This is a genomic window from Chryseotalea sp. WA131a, assembly GCA_025370075.1.
In the GTDB taxonomy this organism is placed as follows: domain Bacteria; phylum Bacteroidota; class Bacteroidia; order Cytophagales; family Cyclobacteriaceae; genus ELB16-189.
In genome coordinates, this window is sequence record CP073016.1 from 258,199 (window position 1) to 284,997 (window position 26,799).

The window sequence follows — 26,799 nt, forward strand, 5'->3', positions numbered from 1 at the left end:
ATACGAAAACGTTGGATTACGCGTCAACCCCGCTTGACGCAAATACATTGTTGTGGCTCGTTTTCATTCCAATCCCTTTTTGTCCAAATTATATGTTTTTCTTATAATAGTCTCTTTGTCGTCTTTGAAGCAAATTTCAAGTCTATTGTTGTCCAAGAATTTTGTGTCGCACCGCCACCAAATGGAAGATACACTCATTGAATAAGTATTGATTGGAAATGGTGATATGTCCTCAAGCATATGTCGTTTTATTAAGTCTCCTTGATTATCATAATATACCATTACGTCAACTCCATATCCCATTGAGTGCCAATTGTCAAATGTCACAAGGTATCCTGCGTTATTTGAAACAAACGCACTTACAGGAGCCGTTTGATTTATTAATTTTTTCTTCCACACTAAGCTATCCCCGTTTTTTGTCTTTTTGTACATGATTGCATGACAAGGAATAATTGTAGCGTCAGCCGGGCTAAAACGGTCTTTCTGTCGTGGCTTTGCATTCATCCATTTCCAGAATTTCTCTGGTACAGTCCTCGGTACAATTCTTACAAAGTACGTCCTGTCCTCATTGTAATAATCTTTCGTTTTTGGTGGAGCCCATGAGTCCGCCATAACTATAAACGATCCAAAGATTAAGATAGATGTCAGCCAAATATTTCTCATATAATCGTCTTGTCTTAGTCGTCCGGAAAATGAGCCACAACGGTTAGGCTTGCAGAAGGCGGGCAATTAAAAACCTGCGCCTTCTCCCACGTGATAAAATAAATGAAACGCACTGAACTTTCCTAACGCACACTCCGCCCGCTTTTCTGCAAGCCTGTGTTATGGCCAGTTTGCAACCGAGCTTAGGGTTTTAATGTCGACCGTGCAAAAGAAAAAATGTCAACCGAGAAGCTTTGCGAGCAAGTCGTCCAGCGAAAGAGTTTTGTCGTCCGCCAGAAAGTGTCGTCAATAGTTGTCGCGCGAGAATGGGTCGTCCGATTGCAAATTTTTCCGACACGAGTCGTCAACGAGCTAAAGTGTCCCAAGGAAAACGTCTTAAAAAAGCGTCTTTTCTTAAATTTTCAGTAAGTAGTTTGAAGCAAAGTCCGCGCAATGTTTATGAATTGTCAGCGAGCAGAAAGTCAGTCGTCTACTAATTTGTGGTCAGCGAAATTGGGGACGCACACTCGTCCCGCAAATTGGCCATAACGTGAGTATTTGCGTTCGAGCGGGGCTTCCGAAGCCACGTGCTGTCCCCGACACCGAACGCATTAAAGATACGAAAACGTTGGATTACGCGTCAACCCCGCTTGACGCAAATACATTGTTGCCAGCAGTGCGCTTACTTGAAAATTGAAAAGTCAGTCAGTTGTCGTCTCTGCCAGTATTGCCTGTCTGGCTTCGTCAAACTTTAAAGACTCTCACGTGACTCACTCATCCCTAACACCACTTGCTTTTTTAGAATGCTTGCATTGTATATTTGATAGAATCGAGATGGGTTTTACACCCAAAAACATAATAAATAAATTCCCCATAGCCTTTTTTTTCTGAGTATTCTCCAGGTAGATTGAATATGTACTTCATGTCCTTTTTACAAATGTCACATTTTACAAATTCTCTGGATTGAATCCATTGCAATCCGTCACCGATTCTTATTTGAAATAAAGGCTCATAATAATTTGTCAGAGTAGGTTCGTTGACTAAGATTGAGGTCAGTAAGTCTGCATGTCTGTCCGCAATAAACGACTTTATCAATTTTTTTAATTCTTTGTTTCTTCCAAGCAGATTTCTAGCCGACCAAGTGTTATTTATTTTACCACTTTTTGTAATAACTCTAGGAATCAATACCGGAATAAATTTTGTCTTACCTAGAACTGAATAATCATTTTGATAGTCAACAATCTTTATTTCGATGTCGGGGTTTTTTGGATCTTTACTAAAAGCAATCTTAAATGTTTTTCTTCTCCACTTATTATCTAGTTCTTCTGGAACTGTAATAAATAAATCTCGCTCCTCTGTCACGCCAATTGGGGCTAAGATTGCTCCAGTGTGAGGTTTGTCTGTATACGTTGATATCAATTTGAAAACCTCCATTCTTTCATTTATTGAAAGTCTTTCGAATGCCTCCTTTACTGGCTTTAATTTGGTTTTGTACCTAATTTTAAGGATTAGCAATAACAATCCAATTAAACTGATACCTCCAACTAGAATATATATCAATGTCATTCCTTGCTTTTACTTCGTTAGTTTAAAGTTTTTACTCAACAACAAACCTGTCCACGAAGCCAGCGCATTGCTGGCAACGTTTGTGTTTGCGCAGTGGTGGGCTTTCGAAGCCGCCACTGTCCGCGTGGGCAAACGTTGAACGAAGATAACACTTATAGCTTGCACGTCACCCCACCATTGCGCAAACATTTTGTTGGCGGTAGTACCATCTCTGACTGTTTACTAATCTGCCAGTTCGTTGAGTCTTGGTTGAATGAACCAAACTCCAAGTGGAACCATCCATATTAGAAATGCCTCTACGGCATATTCGTTAATCTTTGCAAGTCGTCCCAATTCAATTGTTTTAAGTGTCTTAGCTGCGAATAACACAGAATAAACCATTAGTCCCAAATAGATTGGAACTCCGGTGAATACTAAGATTAAAAAGTCGTCACCACTCAAAAAATTTTCATTTTCTGTTAACCAGAAAATAAAAATTAAGAGTGTCAGCGCCAATAGAAATGCAACTCTAAATCTCCAAAGTCGGAAGTTGTGTCCAACGGGCAATAGCTTATAGAGTCCATTTGGAATTGTCCAAATCCAGCTAAACACTGTCGAAACAGTTATCATTCCTACTATTACGTCAGCGTACCCAGTTTGTCCGTGTCCAGAAACACCTAAGATGTCAGCCAAGATTGGTACTCCAATCGTCAACAAAAATAATTGCCAGTGTTTAAGTCGAAGAATAAATTTCATTTGTCCTATGTTTTCTCTGTCGAGGTATTACCGCCAACGATAAATGCTTATGCCAGTAGCGGGATTTTGAAACTGCGCCTTGTCCCACAAGCACAAATAAATTTAAGAAAACAAAACGAACTTGCCAACACGTCACCCCGCTATTGCATAAGCACAGTGTTGGCGCCAGTGCTTTCGTCCACTGTCAAAACTTTATTGGAAACGTGAATTGACTCCTGATTGGTTGTCCATCGTCAACTTGAGCAGGTATCATTTTCGGCAACCTTTTCAATACTCTAATGACTTCGTCCTCTTGGTTCTTTGCTCCCTCAATTGTCTCAATTACTTTTATGTCGTCCACGAGACCGTCTTTTCCAATAACGATATTGAGTACAATTCTGCCTGTCTTAAAGTCCTTCTTTCTTGGAGCTTTATATTCTTTACTAAAGAATTCCGAAATCTTAGAATGTGTACATTTTTCTTGTTCTTGATTTGAAGAAATATTTTCGCAACCGTATGCCACAAAGTTTTTTTCTTTTATTTCTTTGTTTGGTCTAGCAAATAAAAATAGCTCTCCATTCACATTCATTCCGACCATTCCAACTCCTCGTTTGTAAAATAAGTTATAGTACGAAGACATCTTATCTTTAATTTCATTTTGAGGTTCGGCTTTTACTTGCAATAAGTTTTTAAACTCACAAAAAGGTGTCGCTAAGAAACTTACAGTGTCTATTATTGTGTATTTCCACGTCTTGTCGTATTTCTCCCAAGTTGTCCCAGGAGTCAGATTATTTACTAGTTCGATTGACTCCGTTTTTTTTTCAGCGTCATAGAAATAAATAACTCCGTTTTCTTCTCTCCAGTAACTCGTTTTAGTCTTTCCGCTGGCATACTCTTCAATCTCTTTTAAATAATACTTGTCACCCGCTTTTAAACTGTCTCCATTAAAATATGATATGTATGATTCTCCACGAGAGAAATACTTAATCTTTGTCCCAACTTTTATTGGCCAATATGTCCCAGTAACTTTCTCGAAACATAAGTCCCCCTGTCCGAATATTGTCCCAGTTGTTAAAATTAGAATTAGTGTCGTAAGTTTTATTTTATTCATTGTCTCACTTTGTCTTAAAAGCATTGGCGCCAACGGTTAGCTTGTGGCAGGTGGGCAAATAAAAACCTTCACCCTTTCCACCGTGATAAAGATAATTAAAGAACTGCAAACTTCAATGACGCACGGTCCCGCCCACTTGCCACAAGCTTTTGTTAGCGGTTCGGGCTTACCGTCTCACTTGTCTACAAATTGATTTCTGTTTTTCCTGATGAAGTCCACTTGAAGTCGTTGCAAGTTTTCCGTCTTATACAATTCGTAAAATTCCGTGTCAAAGTCGTTTAGCGGATTGTCTTCATAAGATTTACTGAATCCTTCAATTGTTCCATCTTGGTGCTTTGTTATTTTATCATTCTCCTTTTCAAAGGTCTTGTTTGCTCTTTCGGTCAGGTCAGCAAATTTATTAGCTCCAATAAGTCTCAAAGCATCTGGCAAGTATTTGTAAAACTGTCCGCTGGAATTAAAGTAAAATTGGTTGTATCCACCATTATTAACTTCTGCTTCTAATAACCAAATCATATAAATAGCTTGTCTTGATTTGTTCCAAGACATTACTGCTTCAAATTCTTTTTCATAGTTGTCCGTTTGCTTTTCAGAAAGATTGTCAAACACTATCTGGAGCAAGTTATCGTCCGATGTTGTGTCAATAACCTGTCCAGTCAATTCTCTATAAATCGGTCTGTTCTTAAATGCGTCAATTGATTTGGCAAGTTGGTCTTCGTCCGCTTTGGATAATTTACGGTCATCTTTCTTTGTCTGTCCCGAACAGCCAAACAAGTCCAAGATTGTCGTTATAAGTCCCATAATTATAATTCGTCTTTTCATTGGTTGTGGTCTTTTAGCCTGACCGCTAACGTTTTCGGGCTTTGCGTTCGGGCGGGTTTCGGAGCACAAAACTGTCAACCTGCACTGAACTTGAATAGAAGCACAAAGTTTCAAGTTTGCACGTCACCCCGCCTGACGCAAAACCCGTGTTATGCGTTCGTATTTATTTTTCGTTTAACCATTTTAGCCAATCGTTTGCTACTTTGTCCCAATTGAATATATTATAATCTGGTTTATTGTCTTCTGTCAATGGGAAAAAGTTGTGTTCTGTGCCAATGTATGCTTTAAAGGTAAAATTCCGTTTGTTTTGTCGGATTATGTCCACTCGCAAAAAGTCGTTATATGGCGAACTCCAATCCTTTGTGCCATAAGTAACTAAAACAGGAATTTTCAATTTTTCCAAATAAGTAATCATTGGTTCAGAAAATTCATAAGTGCCTTTGTAAGTGTCGCCTTGTAAACTACTCATATCATTTTTGTTTGCCACAATGTCCGCCCAATAGTTTATGTTGTCTTCTCCATATTTTGTGCTGTCTGTGTCTGTTTCGTATGCTCTATTCTGTTCAATGATAGACAATATTCTACCCATTGGATTACCACCTGAATAAATTAAATGTGTTACATTTTTTAACTCAATTGCCATTTTTGTCGCAATTGTACTACCTTCTGAGTGGCCTGCAATAACAAGTTGTTTCGTTGATACCCAAGTCTGCTGTTGTAAATATTTTACGATTGCAATGTTTCTCGGAACGTAATAGCTCAATAAATTTCTGTCACTGTAATCTTTTGGGAATTTGCCAGTACTGTCAGCATAAGTGAAATCAGGTTTCAGAAATGTTACATCTGCTATGAGTGGTATGTATGGTTTACTAACAATAACCAAATGATATTTATTAGATAGGCTGTCTGGGTTAAACGGGAAAGTGCCATAAACATCCTTTCCTTGGAACAATATTAACGGTATTGGCAAACTGCCCTGACAAAAAAAGAAGAGTGGTTTAGGAATGTTTTCTTCCCCTTTTTTAGATTTGATTAAAACATCAACGTTATCTGTTTTGTATTTGTAAACAAGATGTTTAAAGCCAAAGTCTTGTGCTGTCTTAGTTTGCCCAAAAGCTGAAAAATATGTCAAAAGGCAAAGTATGTAAATAAGTTTTTTCATTGTCTACTAGTTGTTTTGTAATATGACGCATAACGTTTTGCAGCTACCCGAAGGGCGGGACTTTTACCACAAAACTTGATTTGAAAAACTAATGTTTCATTAACCACAAAACTGTCTTTGGAACACGAAACCCCGCCTTTTGGGTAGGTGCTGTTAGCTGCTGCCCATTCTGTCCTTTGGTTTTTTGAGTTCTGTCGTTACATTATTGCTGTCTAATTATAAGATGCTATGGAATATAGATTTTTGATTGTCATCCTAAACGATTAAGTCAAGCAGTCCACATAAGCCTGCACCAATTATAATTGTCCAAGAAATCCAATCTTTAAACTCATTGTTTTTGTGTTTAAGAAACAAAATATGAAGCCCTAAATGCACAATCATAAAAATATTAAACCCCTTTATAAACGCTTCTATGTCTTGGCTGTGTGTCAGCTGCCAAAATATAAAGTAGAATAAAGGAATATGTGCGAAAACAAATATTATGTGTCCAAGTTTGTCACTGAGCATTGAAAGTCCTGGAAAAATTCGCCATTCTCGGCAACGAATTGCGTCCATTTCGTGCATTGTCAAAAGTGAAAGTCCTAAATAAAAGAATATGTGTCCTGTCATAATATTTTGTCTTATTAATTTTATGTCTTCTCGTGTCTATTTGGGTTGCAGCTAACGATTAGGCTTGCAGAAGGCGGGCAATTGAAAACCTGCGCCTTCTCCCACGTGATAAAATAAATGAAACGCACTGAACTTTCCTAACGCACAGTCCGCCCGCTTTTCTGCAAGCCTGTGTTATGGCCAGTTTGCAACCGAGCTGAAGGTTTTAGTTTCGACCGTGCAAAAGGAAAAATATCCACCGATAAGTTTTGCGAACAAGTCGTCCAGCGAAAGAATTTGGTCGTCCGCCAGAAAGTGTCGTTAAGAGTTGTCGCGCGCGAACGTGTCGTCCGATTGCAAATTTTTCCGAGTCGAGTCGTTAACGAGCAAAAAAAGTCCACAAAGAGAAAAGTTTAAACAAGTGCGGCTTTGATTTTTAAATTTCCGGTCAGTCGTTTGAAGAAAAGTCCGCGTAATGTTTATGAATTGTCAACGAGCAGAAGTAAGTCGTCTACTAATTAGTCGTCAGCGAAATTGGGGACGCACCCTCGTCCCGCAAATTGGCCATAACGTGTGTGTTTGCGCAGTGGTGCGGTTTCGAAGCCGCGTCCTGTCCCCGACACCAAACGTGGAACGAAGATATAAACTTTGGGCTACACGTCAACGCACCATTGCGCAAACATTTTGTTGTGGCCAGTGCTAGTAGTACTCATACTCGTATTTGGAGATTTGTTTCATATTGTCATACGGTTCATACCAAATATTCTCTACTCTGAGATTTTTGTCATTATACGAGGTTATAAACTTTTGAGTCGGTTGTCCATCGATAGAAAACCTGTGTTCCTCAATTTCATTTCCTCTTTCATCATATTTATACTTCGTCACAAAACGTTTGTTCTGGACATTGTCTATCACTGACCACTCAACTATTTGATTGGTTTCATTAAACCAATACTTATTTTGATACTTTAAGTCTCCAGATGGCGACAATAAAACTGATGTATAAGTACGAGCCACCGAATCGTATTGAGATTCTGTCTTGGCAGTTACTTCCCCCTTGTCATTAAAACTAGTAGTTCCATCGTTAGTTGGTTTGTCCTGAATGTCTTTAATTGAGGATAGTTTTCCGTTTGTGTCGTAATACTTAACTTTTATTAATTTGCCGTTGTCGTCATATTCATACATCAGAGTCTGACGAATTTGTCCAGAACCATTTTTACTTGTCATTTTCGTTTCCAACCCTTTGTCATTGTACTCAGTTTCGTTTATGATTGTCATGTTTGGGAAATATGTACTACTCTTAACCGATTTACCTTTTTTATTATAAATCTCCTCACTTCTTAACTGTCCCTTTTTACTTACTTTCCCTTTGTAATCAACAGGATATACATACATTCTTACAATCCTTACTCCTTGATTGATTCTATTTTGCTTTACCCTGTCATTTCGCTCTTTGAACGGGTCAATATTTTGTCCGAAGACGTCCAGAAAAAATAAACTCAGAATGATAAATAGTCCGTTTCTCATATGATAACTCAGTCGCTCTTTAGCATTGGCCACAACGCTAAAGTTTGCGTCAGGGCGGGAATTAAAACCCGCGCCCTGTCCGCAAGATAAATGAACTAAAAAAACGCGAACCTTACAAGTCACACGTCCGCCCCGCCTTGCGCAAACTTATTGTTGTGCACAGTTTTTTAATACTCGATTGTTAATTTTAAGCCCGCAAAATACTCTCTGTGTCCTTGTTTGTTATTGTCAAATGTAAGCGTCATTCCATAGTCCTCTGAAACAGTAAAGTCAATATTTGATTCTTCGCTAAAAAAGTTAAGATACTTGTCTGTCTGCGAGTTTTTGTAATTGAAATTCACTTTCGTCAATCTCTTTATTCCGTTCTTATGATTTTTTGGTTCTTTTTCGTTTTTCTTTTGTCCCTTAAACGGCAGTCTAAAAGTCCATGGTAGCTGAGGTTGATTCTCATTTCTAAGAATTTCAATTGTCATACCGTTTGGAAAATAGTCCGGCTGATATTCAAATGAATTTTCAAACAGTCCGTTATTGTCGTCACTTTTTACGATGCAAAGTCCGTACGGTGAAAACTGGTTTCTTTTATAGTCAGCGCGTTGCCAAAGTCCAATAGGTTTAACTAAGTCACTTTTTATTTCTTGCTCGTTGTGAACCCAAAGTATTTCCAGGAAGAAATTGTCAAAGTAAAACTTTCTATTTGTAGTTCCTTGTCCCACGTGAACTCTATTGCTGCCCTCAACGAGTCCAAACTCTACAAGTTTGTCAGCAATTTTGCCGTTGTCGTCTGTGAATATAAAAATGTGGTCAATGTCCATTTATAGTTAAGTCTACTCGTCAATAAAAAATTGTGCACAACGTTTGGCTTGTGGAAGGCGGGCAGTTAAAACCTTCGCCCTATCCAATGTGATAAAGATAAATAAAGAACTGCAAACTTCAATGACGCACAGTCCCGCACGCTTGCCACAAGCTTTTGTTATGTGCTGTAACTTCTTGTCTTTAGTCATGGCTAACAAGAGTCTCAATTTTTTTCTTTGTCCGCGAAAAATAGATCATAGAGCCGCCTTCATCACAGTCGTAACAAGCGATGTCCGCTACTACTATTGTCGTGTCAGACAATATTTCTTTCAATACAGTTTTGTCCACGTCATCCCATCCGTTAAGTTGTTCTAAAACTTCTTTCGTCACAAAAGTCCCATCGAAAAAATGATCAATTCTCTTTTTTATATGTCGATCATACTGCTTTTGAGTCAATGACATTTTATATTTTTTTAGATACTGATCATATGAACCTTGCTCAGCAGTAGGAACAGAATCCGGCACAAAAACTCCTCGAGTAAAATAAAATGAATCAAAAACTTGCTCATAAATCACAACACCTTCACTAGTAATGATTTTAAAATCGGATTTTGAGTTGTTAATTAAACCAGGATAAATTGTGAGCTGGAAAATGTCCTTTGTTTTGTTTTCAGAGAAGTAAAAAGATTTTGAAATTTCTAAAGTATCATTTAACTTGTACTTCAAATCTTCTCTGGAATCATCGTATTTTAAGCTACCACCCGCATTGATATTTGAACTGTCCTGCTGAATTGTGTCAGCCGTATTTTTTGAATCATTATTTGTTTGTCCACCACAGCTGGTTAAAAGAAGGCTTACTGCAGCAACACGTAGATATTTCATACTCTTTATTTTATAGGTGGTCGGTTATAGCACATAACGCTAAAGTTTGCGCAGGGCGGGAATTTAAAACCTGCGTTCTCTCCCACATGATAAAAGAACTAAATAACCACCGACTTTGCAAGCCACACGTCCGCCCCGCCTTGCGCAAACTTGTTGTTGGCGGGTCGTTGTTACCTCCTTTTCCTTTTATAATATTGAATAAAGGCCTCCGTGAAGTCTTTACAGTCGTCACAATAAAGTATTGATTTCTTGTCAGGCGCGCAAACCAAATGATTGTCGTAGGAGAATTGTTTTAATTCTTTCATGATAACGAGTTTGAGATTTATTTCGGTATTCTCCCTCGTCCTCTCTATTTCTCTTTTTGCGTAATCTTGAAAATCTCCGATCTTCTTTTGAAATTCATTTACTTTGTCCTCTAACTTCCTCTTGAAACTTGAGTCGGACATTAAGGTCTGAGGGTAATCACCATCAAAATATTTTTTTATATCGTAAGCTAGAGAGGCAAGAGTGTCATTTAATTGCTTTGTTCGTTCACCAACTTCTCTTTGTCCAGCAGCATATTGAGGGAATATCATTTTAGCTTTTTCGTAGTCGATGTAGCCCTGACCTGTCTGTCCATTGACGATCTGTCCAAATAGCAGTCCTAAGATTAATAGTTTCATCTTCATTTTTACAATGCCCGCCAACGGTTAGGCTTGCAGAAGGCGGGCAATTAAAAACCTACGCCTTCTCCCACGTGATAAAATAAATGAAACGCACTGAACTTTCCTAACGCACACTCCGCCCGCTTTTCTGCAAGCTAGTGTTATGGCCAGTTTGCAACCGAGCTTAGGTTTTAATATCGGCCCTAGCAAAAGAAAATATCGTCCACCGAGAAGTCTCGCGAGCAATTCGTCCAGCGAAAGAGTTTGGTCGTCCGCCAGAAAGTGTCGTTAAGAGTTGTCGCGCGAGAATGGGTCGACCGATTGTAAATGTTTCGGAGTCGGGTCGTTAACGAGCAAAAAAAGTCCACAAAGAAAAAAGTTTAAACAAGTGCGGCTTTGATTTTTAGATTTCCGGTCAGTCGTTTGAAGAAAAGTCCGCGTAATGTTTATGAATTGTTAGCGAGCAGAAGTCAGTCGTCTATTAATTTGGCGGCACCGAAATTCTGGAGGAGCACTCGTCCCGCAAATTGGCCATAACGTTTGTGTTTCTGCAGTGGTGCGCTTCCGAAGCCGCGTCCTGTCCCCGACACCAAGCGTTGAACGAAGATATAAACTTTGGATGACACTTCACCGCACCATTGAAGAAACATTTTGTTGGCGGCTGCTGGCATTGATTTTCAACATCGTCTACGAAGTCGAAACTTGTCCACTGTGAATAAACTTGTAACGAAGTTTTTCTCGAAATATTTCTTGTCTGTCTGCGAAATTGAATTTACTTACATGTTGAGATATGTCCGCAAAGCCATTTAATGCAGTTCAATCTTTACTATAAAATTTGGGTGAGAATATTCTGCTTGTCCACTTTCATAAATTTGTTGAGCGATTTCTATAGACTCAAAACCTGTCGCAACATTTTTAACTTTAAAATATTGAGTAGAATACTTTGCATTAATCAATTCCAGATTCTTTGTCTCGGCATAATCTTTAAAGTCAGATTCCGAAACAATATTCTCGTCATGCTTTGTTAGAACTTCACTTAAAACAACAAAATATGAATTTGGGTCGTTCTCATTTGTGTAAAATATTGGGGTAGCTGAAAATATTTCATCGTCTTTGTTTAATTCTTTTAAGTAATCATTGACTTGAGTGCAGTCAGTCAAGGTTTCATTGATTCTTCCCCAAATTTCATGGTAGTTATTGTTACCTGCTTTGGTGCTATTGGTTATGAAGGGATATTTACTCAATATAGAATCTGCTAACCCTTTTGTTACTTCTTCTTGTTTAAACACAATATAAATCTCGGACAATGATTGTTTTCCAAGATATATTTTCCCTCCTCCCGAATAGTAGAAATTTCCATTGTCTGCGCATAATCTAATTTTTGATTTCGGTTCATCTTTTTCACATGAGATTAATAGTGTAAATCCTATGGTTGCGAATATGAAGAATACACGTAATCTTTTCATTATTTCTTTTTTGTCGTTAGACACACATTATTGTCAAATGGTTGTTAACCCTTTCAATTTTACGTCACGAAGCTAATTCTTTCAGTTTAACGCTCTCTTTTTGCTGTGCGCGCCAGTTGCCGCCAACGTTTAGCTTATTGCTGGCGGGCAATTAAAACCTACGCCCTGTCCAACGAGATAAAGATAAATAAAGAACCACAAACTTCAATGACGCACAGTCCCGCCCGCTTGCAATAAGCTTTTGTTGGGCGCTGGCCATTATCACTTGGTCTTTATTCCTTGTCCAATCTGAAATGATTCAAAGTGAGCAATATAAATTATCCAGTCCCAGTTCTTATGAATAACAACAAGGTCGTCCGATGAAGGATAAAAGAAGTCGTCCCAATTGTCTGTAAATGTTTTCAAGTCGATTAAAAGAGTATGTTGCGCTGAAAACCAAGTCAACACAATGTTGTCATTTGTTTGCGCTAATTCTTTCAATCTTTTAGTTACCGAGTCGTAATTGTCGGCAAACTCTATTGTTTCAAAAGTATCGAACCTGTCCTTGTTAAGTGCGTAGTCCGTAATAAAATTGCCCGTATTAAGTCTGTCCCAAATTAAACTCGCTGCTGCTTCGTCAATGACTTTGATTTTGTTTAGGACGTCTAACTTGTCGTCAAAACGCCAGTAAATGTGCGGCTTGTCAAAGGTTATATGTTTCTCTAAATCGTTTATCACTTGTCTGTCCTTAACGGCTTGCGCCCAACGACAAATGTTTGCGTCAGTGGCTGGATTAAAAGTAAATAATTGTCGAACGAAATAAAAACAAACTATGAAAAACAAAACTATGATTACCGATTCACCCAGCCATTGCGCAAACATGGTGTTATGGGTTAGTGCCGCCTTGCACAAAATTAAGCACGGATGGCTTGGCGTTGGTCAGCGAGGTGGAAAGCGCGGCCATGCCATTGGTGCGGATTCGAAGCCTGAAAAACAATGGAAAAAAGTTTATGAATTTGTCAATAAGGATGATTATGATAATGAATTTGGCTGGGTTGTCGAATACGGATTTTATTCAATTGAAGAATACTTTTTTTTGAAAGGTCGGACTATTCAGTTTGAGCTGGATTCTTTCCTTGGCCAAGGAAATCAAGCAGCAAGTCAGAACTTTTCGGAAAAGTCATTCTTATAAAACCATTTTTTTCATCTTCACTTTTAAAGTCAGCGTTTTGTAAGTAGAAAAGGATGAAGTCACCATATTCTTTAATGATGTCATTATATTTTGGAATTATTTGTCGCTCAAGAACAGCACCCCATTCCTTTCCTAATTTATTATTTGTATCTAAAATTAGACGTCTTCTAAAGGCTTCGTTTTCTTGTTCCATTAACTTCTTTTTTGTTTCCAATAATTTTAAAACATTGTTAGGCTCGATTATCTGCGTTAACTGCTTAAAAAGTGTCGTGTATTTTTCTAATTCATTTAGTTTTTCTGATTGGTCTTTGATGATTTGTCGTTGGTGTCTAACCATATAAATTAACCAACTACTGCCTATTAGCGAGGTCAAAATGTTTATGATGATAAGAATTTCCATATTTTTTATTTACTTTTTTAATAGTCTTTCTTGTGCGTCTGCAAAGGTTGGCTCTTTTGCTTGCTTTGGTGTCGCGTGGCATTTGCGCGGCAAGCAAATGTGCCAATGCGCGCTGGTCTGTCCCCGTGCGCTGGCTTGCCTTGCATGTGCGTTGGCACGTGTCCGTCCGCGGGGGCAAGGCAACTCTGCGGGCAGTCAGGCGGCATTACCCATAACGACAAGTGTTTATGACGGCTGCGGCTTTCGAAGCGCATAACTGTCCCACGTGCCGGAACGAAATATAAAAACTAAACTTCAAATAAACACGTCACCCGCAGCTGGCATAAACACAATGTTGGCAGTAGTTGTTATTTCTCGTTCAAATATTTTTCTATAAAGTCGTTCATTATTTTTCGTTCAGTTGTCGTTGCGTCATCGTCCATGCTGCTATGATTTATTTGTGTTTGTTGAATTACTATTCCATATTTTATTTGCTCGTCAATAGTCGGTAAAACTTGTTCGTCTGCTGGAAAATCGTTTGAGCGTAATGTGTAAACTTTAGGTTTAGAAATTCTTGGCAAGGGCATTCTTCTATTGTCCATTGAAATAATTTTATATGCCAACTCTGGATGTTTGTGAGCAAATAAAACTGTCATATCGGCTCCATTAGAATGTCCAATTAAAGTTAGGCGTTGATAGTCTAAATCAGGCTTTATCTCTTTCATTTTTTTTAGCACAAACAAAATGTTTTCAGCACCTCTTTCCCAATTTGATCTTCTTGTTATTTGCAAATTCCCGTCCATTGGCAAAAGTTCATCTGTCGGCAATTCGTGTTGAATGCTTACAACATAATACCCTTTTGATGCTAAATTTTCTGTCAAGTAGGAGTAACACAAGTTGTCGCCACCTTTATTTTGTCCGTAGCCATGGCTAAAAATAACAACTTGCTGATTTTTAATTCTCTTGTCAGGTTTAGGTTGGAAAAACGCAACAGGTATTTTTCTGTTACGAGAATTGTCAAACATTTCTAAACTGTCCAACCTGAAGTCATATGTTTTTGTGTCTAAATGTAACGTTGATGAAGGTTTATTTGTCAAGCAACTTGTCAGGAGTAGAGTTACTGAAAAAATAAAGAAAATTTGTTTCATTTAATATTTGTCCTATGTCAATGCGGTCGGCTCGTTACAATTACTGCCAACGTGAGTATTTGCGTTCGAGCGGGGCTTCCGAAGCCACGCGCTGTCCCCGACACCGAACGCATTAAAGATACGAAAACGTTGGATTACTCGTCAACCCCGCTTGACGCAAATACATTGTTGGCACTCGTTTCTTTCACCGTCCCAGTTTAAAATACTCAAAATCGTTTCCAACTAAAGTTCTTGGGTAGGCAATATATTTCGAGTATTTTATGTCCTCTAAATTTAAAAATTAAGTATTGGTCGACAGGCTCGGATTTAAAACCTCTTAGACTCTGTTCAACAATATAGATGTCATTTATTTCAGTCTTTCCCAGAATTGTAATTTCTCCGCTCATTTCTTTGGATTTAAATGCGTCTAAGTGAGTTTTTTCTATTTCTGATTTTGACTTTTCCCTAATCATGTCTGGAAATGCTACTATTTTGGCTGAGTCGTCAAAAAGAGCTACAAATTTTTCTATGTCCCTCTTGTTAAATGAGTCAACATACTCTTTAATAATGTCATCTTTACTTTGTCCGAATGCAAACATTGTCAGTGTTAGAAGTGGAGCCAATGTAAAACTAGTCTTCATGTAGTATTGTCGTAATTGTTCCTTGTCCAGAAATGAGTGCCAACGTTTGTGTTTCTTCAGTGGTGCGCTTGCGAAGCCGCGTCCTGTCCCCGACACTAAACGTGGAACGAAGATATAAACTTATAGCTTACACGTCACCGCACCATTGAAGAAACATTTTGTTAGCGGCCGGTTTTAAACGTCACCAATTCCGTTCTCCGTCCGTAGTTTAGTCTGGCGTTAATTGAGTCAGTCGTTGCACCTAGTATTTCTATTCCTTTTATTTCTCCGTCCCTGTATTCTGTTTTTCCAATTTCTTTTTCAGTCAGCCAGTTCTTTTCAATCAAAATAATTTGTCGGGGAGCCATAGGTCCGCTATTATTCCTTAATTCAAACTTGTGGTCTTTGTAGTAAGTCTCAGGTAATATTAATGAAACCAAAAATGGACTTGCAAACAATACAAACATTATCCTGTCAATGAGAAATGTTGTCGCTGCGATTAGTGGATAGAACAAGTAAGTACCGAAGTAAATTTTAGCCAAAATAGTTCTTCCTTTAAATAAGGCAAAAAATAGTCCACCGCTGATAAATAATCCCCAGAAAACAATTCTGTCGAAATATATTCCCCTGAAAGTCAGTCCGCCTGTCGTGAGTAATATTATCTGAATGATAGTCAGTCCCACGAAAACAATGTGTCCGCGTACCAAAATGGTTCTGAAAGTTGTCGGCCAGTCCTTCTTAACGAAATTCAACACTAATGTCGTTACGTAAATTAGTCCAAGTACAATTGCTGTCTCCATAAAACTGGCCGCTAACGTAAATATTTGCGATCGGGCGGGAATTTGGAACTGCGTCCTGTCCCACACACCGAATGGAATTAAGATAACAAAACTTTGAACCACACGTCAACCCCGCCTGGCGCAAATATATTGTTATAAGCCGTTTTTAGTTAATTGTTTGATGTATATTTTTTTTGTCGGCTTTGATTGAGAAAGCTCATGTTCAAGTTGCAAGTCCATGTCCTGCGCGAAGTCCCAACCAGTCGTGATTGACGGACGAAAAAGATAACCTCTCCCGTCAGGATTACTATTGTCATATTCAAATTGAGTATCTAAGTTACCTATCAGTTCATTTAAATTTAGGTAGAGTGTGTAATAAAAGTCAGGCATGTGCCAGTAGACTTGCGTCTCCTCAAACCAAAAACCTCCAAATGATTTCACAAGTACTTCCGCATTTCTAAAATCGTCAAGGACTGGTTTTTCTCTTTGATTAAGTCTAGTTGTCGCAATTAGATTGCAACCACTTTGAGCATCTTTATCTGCTTCAATTACAACAGCACCTCCATAATTTCCGTTTTTCAACTTGAAAGTCAAGCAGTCACCCGCCATAAATATTGCACTTTTAACTTTTGTCTTTACACGGGGCTTTGGCCTTGGTCTGTCGGACTTTAGTTTTTGTAGGAATTTATCAAGGGCAATTTTTCTTTTTTGTAGGTCTTTCTCAGTTACACCATTTGTTTTCCATAAAATTAAATCAGCACCTGATTCAATAATATTTTCAACAGTCAAAAGCACATTGTTATCAAGTGATTTTGTTTCCCATTGAGCTAAAGCAAGTGCAAACCAAAAATCATTTTTCTCTTCCTCGATGTTTAAAAGCTCAGCATAGTCAGACATTATTTCTTTCGAGATATCGTCAGGCTTGCCGCCTTTGTTATACTTGTCAAAAAACTCGTGATAGACGTCTGCAAACGAATCACTGTCTCGAATTGCTGTTCCCCAACTTCCCATGTTCGGTCTGGTCAAAATGGCTTATAACGTAAATATTTGCGATCGGGCGGGAATTTGAAACTGCGTCCTGTCCCCGGCACCAAACGGAATAAAGATAACAAAACTTTGAATCACACGTCAACCCCGCCTGGCGCAAATATATTGTTGTGGGCAGTGTTTTCTGTCAACTCCTTAATATTCTAGTCTTTTACTACTGTCGTGTTTGATAAATGGTCGTGAAACCCGTTGGCCATGAAAAAATATGAAACTCGGTCAAACGGTATGAGTCGACAAGCTGTTCGTCTAATTATGTCACCAGTCTCTGGCTTTTTACCGTCTGTCATTATTACTTTAGTCTTTGTGATGAATTTTGCAATTGTCTTTTGATACTTAGTTTCCATGAAAACATAATAACCGAAATAGGAAACTGCTAACAATAAATATCCAAGAAGATTTTGATCAGAACCTTTCAGCCAAGGGTCAAAGAGAAAGCCAATTATTGTTATAAATATCAACCATACAAATGTGTCAATAACAAAATGCAGAAATCTCGTTGGCAAGTTTACCTTTTTACTGTCGATTTGTTTTTGTTCGTCCGCGAGTTTAGTAATAACAGTCTTTAGTTCCTCAATTTTTTGAACGTCAATGTTCCTTTTTCCTATTTCTTTTTCGGCTGCCTCAATTGCCGTTGATTGATACCCGTCTCTGTCAACAGTCACTATTTTTACAAGCTCTTCATTTGTCCGCTTGGACATTATCTCTGTAAAATTGTTTTCCATTCTCTATCTTTTTTTAAACTCCTGTCAGTCGCAAAATATTGCCCACAACGTGAGTATTTGCGTTCGAGCGGGGCTTTCGAAGCCGCGTCCTGTCCCCGACAGCGAACGCACTAAAGATACTAAAACGTTGGATTACGCGTCAACCCCGCTTGACGCAAATACATTGTTGTGGGCTGCCGCATTTATCCCTCTCTCCATATAACCCAGTGGCCAGAGGAATTGTCGGCATGAAGTACTCCGTCTTCGTCCTCTTGAAGCATTGGTATTTCCCATTCACCCTTAAATTTTTTGTCGCTGTCGTCAAACTTGCCGTTGTAGTGTACAACGGTTGGGTTTTCGCTCTCTATGGAAACCAACTGATTATTTTCGTCTAGGTAGTGTTCTAGTGTGTAGTACTTTGTGAATTCAATCTCGTTACCATTTTGTCGCCCTTTTATTACAATGTCGTCATCAATTCCACCAAACTTTGCTTCTTCGAAAATTCGTCCAACAAACTCATATATGCCTCTTTCAATTGTTAGGCGAAATGGTATTCTCTGTTCTTTGTCCCAGTCGTTATAGCCATTGTCAAATGTATAATAGCCAATCCAGTCTCCCTTTATTTCAATACTTTCCATCTCAACAAGTAGTTCCTTGGTTCGTTAGTCGTTAGTTGTCTGATGCGGTTGCCCACAACGTGAGTATTTGCGTTCGAGCGGGGCTTCCGAAGCCACGCCTTGTCCCCGGCAACGAACGCACTAAAGATACGAAAGCGTTGGATTACGCGTCAACCCCGCTTGACGCAAATACATTGTTGTGTGCTGGCCCGTCAACTTAAACTAGTTTCTTGTCTTAAGAATTCTTTGATAAGTCTGTTGTCGTCCTTTATCAAATCTGTCCAATGTATAGAAATAATGTATTCAATAAGTTCGTCAACCGTGTCGCAGGGAAGTCTGTTCCTTTTGAAAATAAACATGAAATATGAAATCGGTATGCCTGTCAACGTGATAATAATTCCAATTATCGGAAGATCCCAAAGTACGACCATAAAACGAAAGTACTTTGTCACCAAAGTAAAGACCAATAAAGAAACACAAACCAAGTAAAATGCAACGATGTAGTTAAGAAACTTAGGCATTTTCATCATCGGCATTGGCAACCCAATACTATTCAATTCTTCCCAGTCGGTTTGAATAGTCTTAGCACTTAAAATTGTTTTTAATTCTGTGTCCCGTGTGATCTTTATATTTCTTTTGGCAAAGAATGTCTCTAGTCGTTTATAAAGCGTCAGATAAAGAGTCAATCTTAGTTCTCTTTCAGAATCTAAAATCTCAATATTTGATAGATTCGCCTCGTTATTGTCGTAAGTGACGTTCTTGTCCATGTAACTTATCTGTCAAAAGGGCTTGCACACAACGTGAATATTTGCGATCGGGCGGGAATTTGAAACTGCGTCCTGTCCCCGGCACCAAACGGAATAAAGATAACAAAACTTTGAATCACACGTCAACCCCGCCTGGCGCAAATATAATGTTAGTGGCAGTTCTATTGTTCTTCAATTAATTTAAAGTTGTCGTCCAGAGTCACGACCTTACCAATTTTGCAGTCCTTTATCTGGCTTAGATAGTCTTTCAAGATTTGGGAATATTTATCTTTCTCGTCAGTACTTAAAGATGTCACGTCAGCAAGTTTGTCAAGTACCTTATTTTCGTCAAGGTCAACTCCGGTGTAAATTACCAGTCCAAAGTCGTAAACCATCTTACTCTTAATTCCAATCAGTCTACTTTTGTCGTCAAACACGTCAGGAATTAGAAATTCGCTTTTGCATTTCTGTCCATTTATTTTCTTGTCGGTATGGATAAACTTCTTTGTCATAGAGTCTCACTTTTGGAGCAGGCTAAATTGCCACTAACGTTTGTGCTTCTGCAGTAGCGCGCTTTCGAAGCCGCGTCCTGTCCCCGACACCAAACGTTGAACGAAGATAACACTTATAGCTTACACGTCAACGCGCTATTGCAGAAGCATTTTGTTGCCGGCAGTTTTTCACTCCTTGCTATAGTCTCCAGGTTTGTTGTCTCCGAACGTCTTCATTTTCTGAGGAGATATTTTGTCCGTCACTTTGTGATTGTCCTTAAAGAGGAATTGAATCATTATTGGGTAGCCAAATCTTTCATTTTGACTTACTAAATCTCCGTCCTCAAAATCGTATATATTGAAAGTCCAGTAATTATGGTTTTCATGTCCTTTTAATGTCATTGTCACGATTTCGAATTTGTTATCATTGTCAAAGTCACGCTCGGTCATATGAACTCCCATTTTGTCCATGTAGGATATTTTTGTAAAAAGTCCGTCACCTTTTTGAAATAAGTAAATGACCCTTTCATTCAATGATGCAAGTCCGTTACCCATATAAGGAATCAACAATTTAATATCCGTTTGATTGTCCCCGTTAACGTCCAGAGTCCTTATTGAATTATGTGGTACATTCATGTCCGTGAAGAACATTGGCTCAAATGTTTTTTGAATCTGTTTTTTGTTTCTAAATATTCTTATGTAAGAACTGTCCCACTTAGCTTCGAAAGATGTTAGTTGAATTGTTAGGGAGTCTTTATTAGCGAAAAAGTTGGGAATCGTCAGTGTGAAATCTATTTTGTCAGTCCTTTTGTAAACTTTCCAGTCCTTAAACTCTGCGAATTTTATTTTTTGATATTTTTCGAATGGATATTGCTCTTGTCCGAGTGAAAGAGTCGTTGTCGTTACGAATATAATTGTTAGCAGTCTCTTCATTAAAAATTGCCGGCAACGGTTAGGCTTGCAGAAGGCGGGCAATTAAAAACCTACGCCTTCTCCCACGTGATAAAATAAATGAAACGCACTGAACTTTCCTAACGCACACTCCGCCCGCTTTTCTGCAAGCTAGTGTTATGGCCAGTTTGCAACCGAGCTTAGGTTTTAATATCGGCCCTAGCAAAAGAAAATATCGTCCACCGAGAAGTCTCGCGAGCAATTCGTCCAGCGAAAGAGTTTGGTCGTCCGCCAGAAAGTGTCGTTAAGAGTTGTCGCGCGAGAATGGGTCGACCGATTGTAAATGTTTCGGAGTCGGGTCGTTAACGAGCAAAAAAAGTCCACAAAGAAAAAAGTTTAAACAAGTGCGGCTTTGATTTTTAGATTTCCGGTCAGTCGTTTGAAGAAAAGTCCGCGTAATGTTTATGAATTGTTAGCGAGCAGAAGTCAGTCGTCTATTAATTTGGCGGCACCGAAATTCTGGAGGAGCACTCGTCCCGCAAATTGGCCATAACGGTTAGGCTTGCAGAAGGCGGGCAATTAAAAACCTTCGCCTTCTCCCACGTGATAAAATAAATGAAACGCACTGAACTTTCCTAACGCACAGTCCGCCCGCTTTTCTGCAAGCCTGTGTTATGGCCAGTTTGCAACCGAGCTTAAAGTTTTAGTGTCGACCGTGCAAAAGAAAACATTGTCAACCGAGAAGTCTCGCGAGCAAATCGTCCAGTGCAAGATTTTTGGTCGTCCGCCAGAAAGTGTCGTTAAGAGTTGTCGCGCGAGAATGGGTCGTCCGATTGCAAATGTTCCCGAGACGGTTCGTCAACGAGCAAAAGTGTCCCCAAGGAAAACGTCTTAAAAAAGCGTTTCCTTGATTTTTTAAATCTTCTGTCAGTCGTTTGAAGGAAAGTCAGCGCAATGTCTATGAATTATCAGCGAGCAAAAGTCAGTCGTCTACTAATTTGTCGTCACCGAAATTTCGGATGCACACTCGTCCCGCAAATTGGCCATAACGTTTGTGTTTGCGCAGTGGTGCGGTTTCGAAGCCGCGTCCTGTCCCCGACACAAAACGTGGAACGAAGATATAAACTTTGGGCTACACGTCAACGCACCATTGCGCAAACATTTTGTTGGCAGTAGTTGGTTCATACACTAATCTTTTTCAATTGAACCAACTCTGTCACCGTCCCTCGTTTATCAATGTCCCAGTTGTAAGCATGTTCGCAATCTTTAACTTTTAATTCTTTTCCATTATTGTCCGTCTGTGTTTTTGAAGTTTTTGCTACTTTAAAATCGTTGTCGTAAAGTTCAATTATCGTTTCAATAACTGCTCCGTCAGTACAGTCCACGTTGAAATAAGAGAGTCTTTTCTCAAATGCTATTAGTTTTCCGTTGTCTCCGAAGTAGTGTTTTAGTCCCAAAGACCAATCTCCACTTTCGCTTGTCGGAAACTCTCCAAGGTAAATAATCTGTCCGCGTTGGTTTTTCAGAATATTGTAAGTCGTCTCAATGTCGTCTGGCCAATTTTGTTCAATTACTTTTATTAAGTCTGTCTGTCCCGTTACCTTAACTAAAACGACTAACTTATTTTTGTCGTTCGCTATCTTGTTTTCAATTTCAATTCTTTCCTTTTCGAGTTGGTCAGTAAGTGTCCGCTGTCCACAGGAAAAAGTTAAAAACGCTATGAATATTATTGTTGTGTATCTCATGTGTCCCGAACCAATTACTGCCAACGTTTTCGGGCTTGGCGAAGGTGGCGATTTTCACCACAAATGTTGATGCGGAGAACTAAACTTTGATTAACCACAAATGTGTCTGCGGAGCACTGAACCGCCACTTTTGCCAAACCCGTGTTATAGCCAGTGCTTCTCTGTCGGTTTAGTTTTATTGTCATACTTGTGCTACTGGTTGTTTAAGTAAAACACTTGGTGTATTGTCTTGCAATAATTCAATCGCTTCTGTCATTTGTGTTACCCAATTCGGAACATTGTCGGCTGTTAAAATATTTTGTTTGATGTGTTTGTAGAGTTTCAAACCTTTTTTTGCTGTTGCTATTCCTAAGTTTTCATTCAATGTGTCTAAAAAGCCAAGATGTTTTTCGTGAACTAAATTATCTGGAAAGTCTGCGGTTAAACCAAATAATGAAAGTAATGCTTGATTTTTGAGAATTGTGTCTCCTTCGTCAGCTGTTCCAACGTGTTGGTGGTCACCGTCAAAAATTACAAAGCAAGGAATGCCAAACTCTGTGTATAGTCTGTAAAATCGGTCTAATTCACTTTTGTCTCCGCAACGAACTATGGTTATGCCTTTACCAATATAGTCGTAGCCGATTTTTTCAAAAAAGTATGGAAGTAAAAGTGTTTCGCTTTGTCCTTCAACTAAGATTATTTTTTTAGCAAAAAATGCTTCATTAGCTTTTTGAGTGTCGCCAGTTTCTTCATAGGCATTTTTGTAATGAAGCATAATTTCATCGTCTGATGAAACAATGTTTTTTCTTACGGCTAAGTCTTCTACGAATGACTGAGGTTTTGAGCATCTTACATACGTTCCATCTGTTGCGTTTTTGCGAACAATGAATATTTCATTAAATCTACCGACATTTAAAAAGTCGGGGGAATGTGTTGTAAAGAATATTTGTGTCCCTGCCTCTGCTAATTCACAAAGAACTTTATAAAAATTTCGTTGAGCTTGAGGATGAAGAAATAGTTCTGGCTCGTCTATAAATAATGGTGTGCTATTTTGAAGTTTGATTTGTGAATATGCTTTTAATATCGCTATTGAAATTGATGCTTGAACACCCATTCCAAGATTGGAAGCCTGAAAGGATAGGTTTGTATCATTCTCGCAAATTACGAGTTGAAGTGTCCTGAAAAAATTCCAAGGGTCATAAAGATTTAAGTCAACTTTTAGTTCATTCTCAGGTCGGTTTAATTGTTTAGCTGTTTCCTTTTGAAGAGTTTCAATGAATTTCTTCATTACTTGTATTCCATTTTGGTCTTCAACTGTAAACAGTATTTCGTCCCTTATCTTTTCAATTTCCGTCTTAAAAATATCAGTCTTTTTTTGAACTTCTCCAGTTTCTTCGTTCACTACTTCTTGTTGCTTAAACATTTGGTTTATGTCAAGAAGAATACGTCCCATTAATGACCACCTGTTTGAAGGTGAATAATCTAAAATTGACCTATCAACTCCGAGATATGCAGAACAATATTTTTGTCTTTCAATGTCTGTAATGTAATTTGCTGATAAGTTTAGCCCTGATTTTTGATTTTGTCTTTGGTCAATCCAATTTTCGGCAAGTTGTAAATATTTTCCATCGTCAAAACACAATGTGATTTTTATGTCGTTAGAAGTGTCGCCCATAAAATGGTCCTGCGGAAGTGTCGAGTTGAAAGAAGGGTAAACGGGTCCAAGCGACCAGTTAATTGCGTCAAAAATATTGCTCTTACCGACACTATTCTCTCCAATGAAAGCATTTATTTTTGACGAACAGGCAATGTCAATATGCTTGACGCTCTTAAAATTTCTGATTACAATTCTTTCTATTTTCATTGTCGGTGTCGTCTTTTAGCATTGGCTATAACGTGAGTATTTGCGGTCGAGCGGGGCTTCCGAAGCCACGCGCTGTCCCCGACACCGAACGCAATAAAGATACGAAAACCTTGGATTACGCGTCAACCCCGCTTGACGCAAATACATTGTTGTGCGTCCGTAGTTTATATTCTCAAATGTTGTTTAAAAAGTCGTTCAAGTTCGTTCAGTTTTACTTCGTCAAAGTCCCCGACCGATTCGTATGGGAAGTCGTCTCCCGAGGTCGTATTCTCTAACGAGATAAAGTAATGGTCCTCTTGTTTGTTTTAAGTCGAAATATAGAAAAGGTACTTTTCCGAGTTGTCAGAAAGTCCTATTGCACATAAGTCTGCGTCCCAATAGTCTCTGATTTTAAAACAGTCGTCACCAAATTTGTCAAAAAGGTATTTTACAATTTCTAAAATTCTGTCGTCCTTTTGTAAATCTTTATAGCTCATGTCTAAGTAGTCCGGAAACTATGGCGCACAACGTTTGTGTTTATTCAGTGGTGCGCTTTCGAAGCCGCGTCCTGTCCCCGACACAAAACGTTGAACGAAGATATAAACTTTGGGCTACACCTCACCGCACCATTGAAGAAACATTTTGTTGTGCGTTCGTTGCCTCTCTCAGTACTTATTCAACCACTTTAAGTAATCCGTCCAGTCGTCCAAATACGCGTTCTTTTCTTCAACCTCGTCCATATCGTCAAAGTCGTCCTTGTAAGTCCTTGGATACTCGGCCTGCATTATAACGTCCCGAAAGTCGTTGTTACACACTTCTATTAATGAGTCAATCTTGGTCAAGTCTCTGTCCGCAAGTTTAAGAACTGCTGCCGCAAATCTGTTCTTACCTTTCTTTGAGTCACTTTCAATTAATTCCAGTTTCTTTTTTATTTCATGAAAGTCGTTAGAGTAGTCCTTTTCGATTATTCTGTCCAAAATCTTGTCGGTGATATTAGGTGTCGGTTGGTCCCCGAACATTTTAATTTTCAATTTCTCAAACATGTCTGTCCGATTTTAGGCAATGACGCACAACGTAAATATTTGCGATCGGGCGGGAATTTGAAACTGCGTCCTGTCCCCAGCACCGAACGGAATAAAGATAACAAAACTTTGAAATACACGTCAACCCCGCCTGGCGCAAATATATTGTTGGCAGCTGTGCCATTTCTCACCAAACGACTAGTCGATTCTCTTGTATTTGAAAAGTCGGCCTAGTGACGTCAATTGCATTTTAACTCTGTCTCCAGTACTCAATTCCATAAAATGATAAGTCCGCCTATAAATTATAATATTGAAAGGTATAAAAATTATTAGCTTTCTTTTAAAAACAAGTTTTGTCTTAAGTAGCACCTTTCCCTCAACAATATTTTTTGGCCCGTCTCTTAGTTCGATTTTCTTAATTATCCAGTTGATAATTGGAGGAACAACTGCGAGTAACCCTATTATCATAAATGGAATTAGGCGGGTGAAATACTCGTCCATGTCCTTTGGCGGAGTCTCGGGTCTCTTTTTCCAACCGGTATAAGGTATGAATGGTATTACGAAGAATGAATAAAAGAGTCCGACAGCAAAAGTCGCGTTATAAGCAATGTTATCAAGTCTTAAGAGATTTAAATTCTCTACAAGTCTAATGTCATCTTCAGTTAATTTTTCTGTCATGCGGCCTTACCCAAAACTTATTCGTCCATTAAAATTAGTCGTCTCACAATTTGTCGGGCGGCATTGCTGCCAACGGGAATATTTGCGATCGGGCGGGAATTTGAAACTGCGTCTTGTCCCCAGCACGAAACGCAATAAAGATAACAAAACTTTCAACCACACGTCAACCCCGCCTGACGCAAATATAGTGTTGGTGGCTGTGTGGCATTCTCCTCACTTCATTCTTAGCTGCGTCTTTCGTTCTCTTGTTCGTCTGAAGAACTTATTTTTTAGTTCTATATTCTCCTTCTTTAAGTATCTCAAGTCCAATTTCTCTCCTTGCTTTATTTGTCGTTTCAATATCGTCTACAGTAGGAGGCATTTCTTTCATTAGTTCTCTACTAAATTCAATATTTGTCCCATATAACTGACTCTTTCCATGCTTTAATCTCATGTTGTCAACGAACATACCAAATTGATTAGGGTCCATTCTCTTCTCCTTTACTTCTTTAAGTAAAAGTGTCTCCATTGACTCTATCTTTTTTGTCGGTGTATGAAAAAGCAGTACTTCGGCCGAAATTTTGTCGCCAAGTCTATTGTCTGATGGCCAACCATATTTTGTCACGATTTTTTCAAGAGCTATTATGTTTTCCAAGTCTAAGTTATTTTGCATCGTCCATAATGAGTCGGATATGTTCTTGGCCAACTTCTTCTTATTACTCATCATGAATTTCATTTGCTCATCATTTGATAAACTTTTGATACTGTCAGCTGTCTCTTGTCTTAATGTCCCGTAAGATAATAATGAACGATACTTTTGGTCGCTTTTTAACATTCTTTGTATTTCGGTCTTTATTAATTCCTTGTCTTCGTTTTTTAAATCTTGTCCATAAGTCAAGGTCATAATTACTGTTACTAATCCTGTCAAAATAAATTGTCTCATAGTTACTTTTTTATTTGTCGTCTCTTTTTAGCCACATGGCCACCAACGCTAAAGTTTGCGCAGGGCGGGAAGTTAAAACCTGCGTTCTCTCCCACATGATAAAAGAACTAAATAACCACCGACTT

At 38.7% G+C, this 26,799-nt stretch carries 29 protein-coding genes; 1 reads left to right on the forward strand and 28 read right to left on the reverse strand.

What is annotated here, in order from left to right:
* Positions 1–63 precede the first annotated feature (63 nt).
* From KA713_01190 to KA713_01250, 13 genes are all read right to left on the reverse strand, one after another.
* Positions 64–663, reverse strand: a complete 600-nt coding sequence (locus KA713_01190) for a hypothetical protein (protein UXE67249.1) — start codon at positions 661–663, stop codon at positions 64–66.
* A 777-nt stretch (positions 664–1,440) separates the two neighbouring features.
* Positions 1,441–2,208, reverse strand: coding sequence for a hypothetical protein (locus tag KA713_01195; GenBank protein UXE67250.1), 768 nt, complete (start codon positions 2,206–2,208; stop codon positions 1,441–1,443).
* Between the two features lie 222 nt (positions 2,209–2,430).
* Positions 2,431–2,943: a hypothetical protein gene (locus KA713_01200; GenBank protein ID UXE67251.1), complete on the reverse strand. Its 513-nt coding sequence runs from the start codon at positions 2,941–2,943 to the stop codon at positions 2,431–2,433.
* Positions 2,944–3,127: 184 nt separating this feature from the next.
* Positions 3,128–4,033 carry an energy transducer TonB gene (locus KA713_01205; protein ID UXE67252.1) on the reverse strand — a complete coding sequence of 302 codons (906 nt, stop codon included), beginning with the start codon at positions 4,031–4,033 and terminating at the stop codon, positions 3,128–3,130.
* Positions 4,034–4,207: 174 nt separating this feature from the next.
* Positions 4,208–4,834, reverse strand: coding sequence for a DMP19 family protein (locus KA713_01210; GenBank protein UXE68991.1), 627 nt, complete (start codon positions 4,832–4,834; stop codon positions 4,208–4,210).
* A 184-nt stretch (positions 4,835–5,018) separates the two neighbouring features.
* Positions 5,019–6,017: an alpha/beta hydrolase fold domain-containing protein gene (locus KA713_01215; GenBank protein ID UXE67253.1), complete on the reverse strand. Its 999-nt coding sequence runs from the start codon at positions 6,015–6,017 to the stop codon at positions 5,019–5,021.
* A 255-nt stretch (positions 6,018–6,272) separates the two neighbouring features.
* Positions 6,273–6,626 carry a hypothetical protein gene (locus KA713_01220; GenBank protein UXE67254.1) on the reverse strand — a complete coding sequence of 118 codons (354 nt, stop codon included), beginning with the start codon at positions 6,624–6,626 and terminating at the stop codon, positions 6,273–6,275.
* Positions 6,627–7,304: 678 nt separating this feature from the next.
* Complete coding sequence (locus KA713_01225; protein ID UXE67255.1) at positions 7,305–7,883, reverse strand: hypothetical protein; 579 nt, start codon at positions 7,881–7,883, stop codon at positions 7,305–7,307.
* A 416-nt stretch (positions 7,884–8,299) separates the two neighbouring features.
* The gene (locus KA713_01230) at positions 8,300–8,944 is read right to left on the reverse strand and encodes a VOC family protein (GenBank protein ID UXE67256.1); all 645 of its coding nucleotides are present in this window, start codon (positions 8,942–8,944) and stop codon (positions 8,300–8,302) included.
* A 181-nt stretch (positions 8,945–9,125) separates the two neighbouring features.
* Positions 9,126–9,806 (reverse strand): hypothetical protein, encoded by a 681-nt coding sequence (locus tag KA713_01235; GenBank protein UXE67257.1) that lies wholly within the window; start codon positions 9,804–9,806, stop codon positions 9,126–9,128.
* A gap of 170 nt (positions 9,807–9,976) precedes the next feature.
* Positions 9,977–10,468: a hypothetical protein gene (locus KA713_01240; GenBank protein UXE67258.1), complete on the reverse strand. Its 492-nt coding sequence runs from the start codon at positions 10,466–10,468 to the stop codon at positions 9,977–9,979.
* 788 nt (positions 10,469–11,256) lie between these two features.
* Positions 11,257–11,940, reverse strand: a complete 684-nt coding sequence (locus KA713_01245) for a hypothetical protein (protein UXE67259.1) — start codon at positions 11,938–11,940, stop codon at positions 11,257–11,259.
* 237 nt (positions 11,941–12,177) lie between these two features.
* Positions 12,178–12,633, reverse strand: a complete 456-nt coding sequence (locus KA713_01250; protein UXE67260.1) for a hypothetical protein — start codon at positions 12,631–12,633, stop codon at positions 12,178–12,180.
* Between the two features lie 94 nt (positions 12,634–12,727).
* Here KA713_01250 and KA713_01255 point away from each other — a divergent pair, with 94 nt between their 5' ends.
* A complete protein-coding gene (locus tag KA713_01255) occupies positions 12,728–13,087 on the forward strand; it encodes a hypothetical protein (GenBank protein ID UXE67261.1) in 360 nt (119 codons plus the stop codon).
* On the opposite strand, the gene KA713_01260 is transcribed toward KA713_01255, so the two are convergent.
* The 15 genes from KA713_01260 to KA713_01330 form a co-directional block, all read right to left on the reverse strand.
* Entirely contained in the window at positions 13,005–13,487 is a 483-nt protein-coding gene (locus KA713_01260; protein ID UXE67262.1) for a hypothetical protein, read from the reverse strand. The two genes, KA713_01255 and KA713_01260, sit on opposite strands and share 83 nt — an antisense overlap.
* A gap of 347 nt (positions 13,488–13,834) precedes the next feature.
* The gene (locus tag KA713_01265) at positions 13,835–14,614 is read right to left on the reverse strand and encodes an alpha/beta hydrolase (GenBank protein ID UXE67263.1); all 780 of its coding nucleotides are present in this window, start codon (positions 14,612–14,614) and stop codon (positions 13,835–13,837) included.
* A gap of 206 nt (positions 14,615–14,820) precedes the next feature.
* On the reverse strand, positions 14,821–15,234 hold the full coding sequence (locus KA713_01270) for a hypothetical protein (GenBank protein UXE67264.1): 414 nt from the start codon (positions 15,232–15,234) through the stop codon (positions 14,821–14,823).
* 161 nt (positions 15,235–15,395) lie between these two features.
* Positions 15,396–16,013: a hypothetical protein gene (locus KA713_01275; GenBank protein ID UXE67265.1), complete on the reverse strand. Its 618-nt coding sequence runs from the start codon at positions 16,011–16,013 to the stop codon at positions 15,396–15,398.
* Positions 16,014–16,145: 132 nt separating this feature from the next.
* Positions 16,146–17,003 (reverse strand): hypothetical protein, encoded by an 858-nt coding sequence (locus tag KA713_01280; protein ID UXE67266.1) that lies wholly within the window; start codon positions 17,001–17,003, stop codon positions 16,146–16,148.
* 179 nt (positions 17,004–17,182) lie between these two features.
* Positions 17,183–17,761, reverse strand: a complete 579-nt coding sequence (locus tag KA713_01285) for an RDD family protein (GenBank protein ID UXE67267.1) — start codon at positions 17,759–17,761, stop codon at positions 17,183–17,185.
* A gap of 182 nt (positions 17,762–17,943) precedes the next feature.
* Positions 17,944–18,378, reverse strand: a complete 435-nt coding sequence (locus tag KA713_01290) for a hypothetical protein (protein ID UXE67268.1) — start codon at positions 18,376–18,378, stop codon at positions 17,944–17,946.
* 191 nt (positions 18,379–18,569) lie between these two features.
* Entirely contained in the window at positions 18,570–19,124 is a 555-nt protein-coding gene (locus KA713_01295) for a DUF3096 domain-containing protein (GenBank protein ID UXE67269.1), read from the reverse strand.
* A gap of 161 nt (positions 19,125–19,285) precedes the next feature.
* Positions 19,286–19,615, reverse strand: a complete 330-nt coding sequence (locus KA713_01300) for a hypothetical protein (GenBank protein ID UXE67270.1) — start codon at positions 19,613–19,615, stop codon at positions 19,286–19,288.
* 168 nt (positions 19,616–19,783) lie between these two features.
* Positions 19,784–20,527, reverse strand: coding sequence for a hypothetical protein (locus tag KA713_01305; protein ID UXE67271.1), 744 nt, complete (start codon positions 20,525–20,527; stop codon positions 19,784–19,786).
* A 1,139-nt stretch (positions 20,528–21,666) separates the two neighbouring features.
* Positions 21,667–22,230 (reverse strand): hypothetical protein, encoded by a 564-nt coding sequence (locus KA713_01310; protein ID UXE67272.1) that lies wholly within the window; start codon positions 22,228–22,230, stop codon positions 21,667–21,669.
* 181 nt (positions 22,231–22,411) lie between these two features.
* Positions 22,412–24,073 (reverse strand): AAA family ATPase, encoded by a 1,662-nt coding sequence (locus tag KA713_01315; protein ID UXE67273.1) that lies wholly within the window; start codon positions 24,071–24,073, stop codon positions 22,412–22,414.
* A 644-nt stretch (positions 24,074–24,717) separates the two neighbouring features.
* Positions 24,718–25,095: a hypothetical protein gene (locus tag KA713_01320; protein UXE67274.1), complete on the reverse strand. Its 378-nt coding sequence runs from the start codon at positions 25,093–25,095 to the stop codon at positions 24,718–24,720.
* Between the two features lie 177 nt (positions 25,096–25,272).
* On the reverse strand, positions 25,273–25,752 hold the full coding sequence (locus KA713_01325; GenBank protein ID UXE67275.1) for a hypothetical protein: 480 nt from the start codon (positions 25,750–25,752) through the stop codon (positions 25,273–25,275).
* A gap of 262 nt (positions 25,753–26,014) precedes the next feature.
* Positions 26,015–26,674 carry a hypothetical protein gene (locus tag KA713_01330; protein ID UXE67276.1) on the reverse strand — a complete coding sequence of 220 codons (660 nt, stop codon included), beginning with the start codon at positions 26,672–26,674 and terminating at the stop codon, positions 26,015–26,017.
* Positions 26,675–26,799 lie beyond the last annotated feature (125 nt).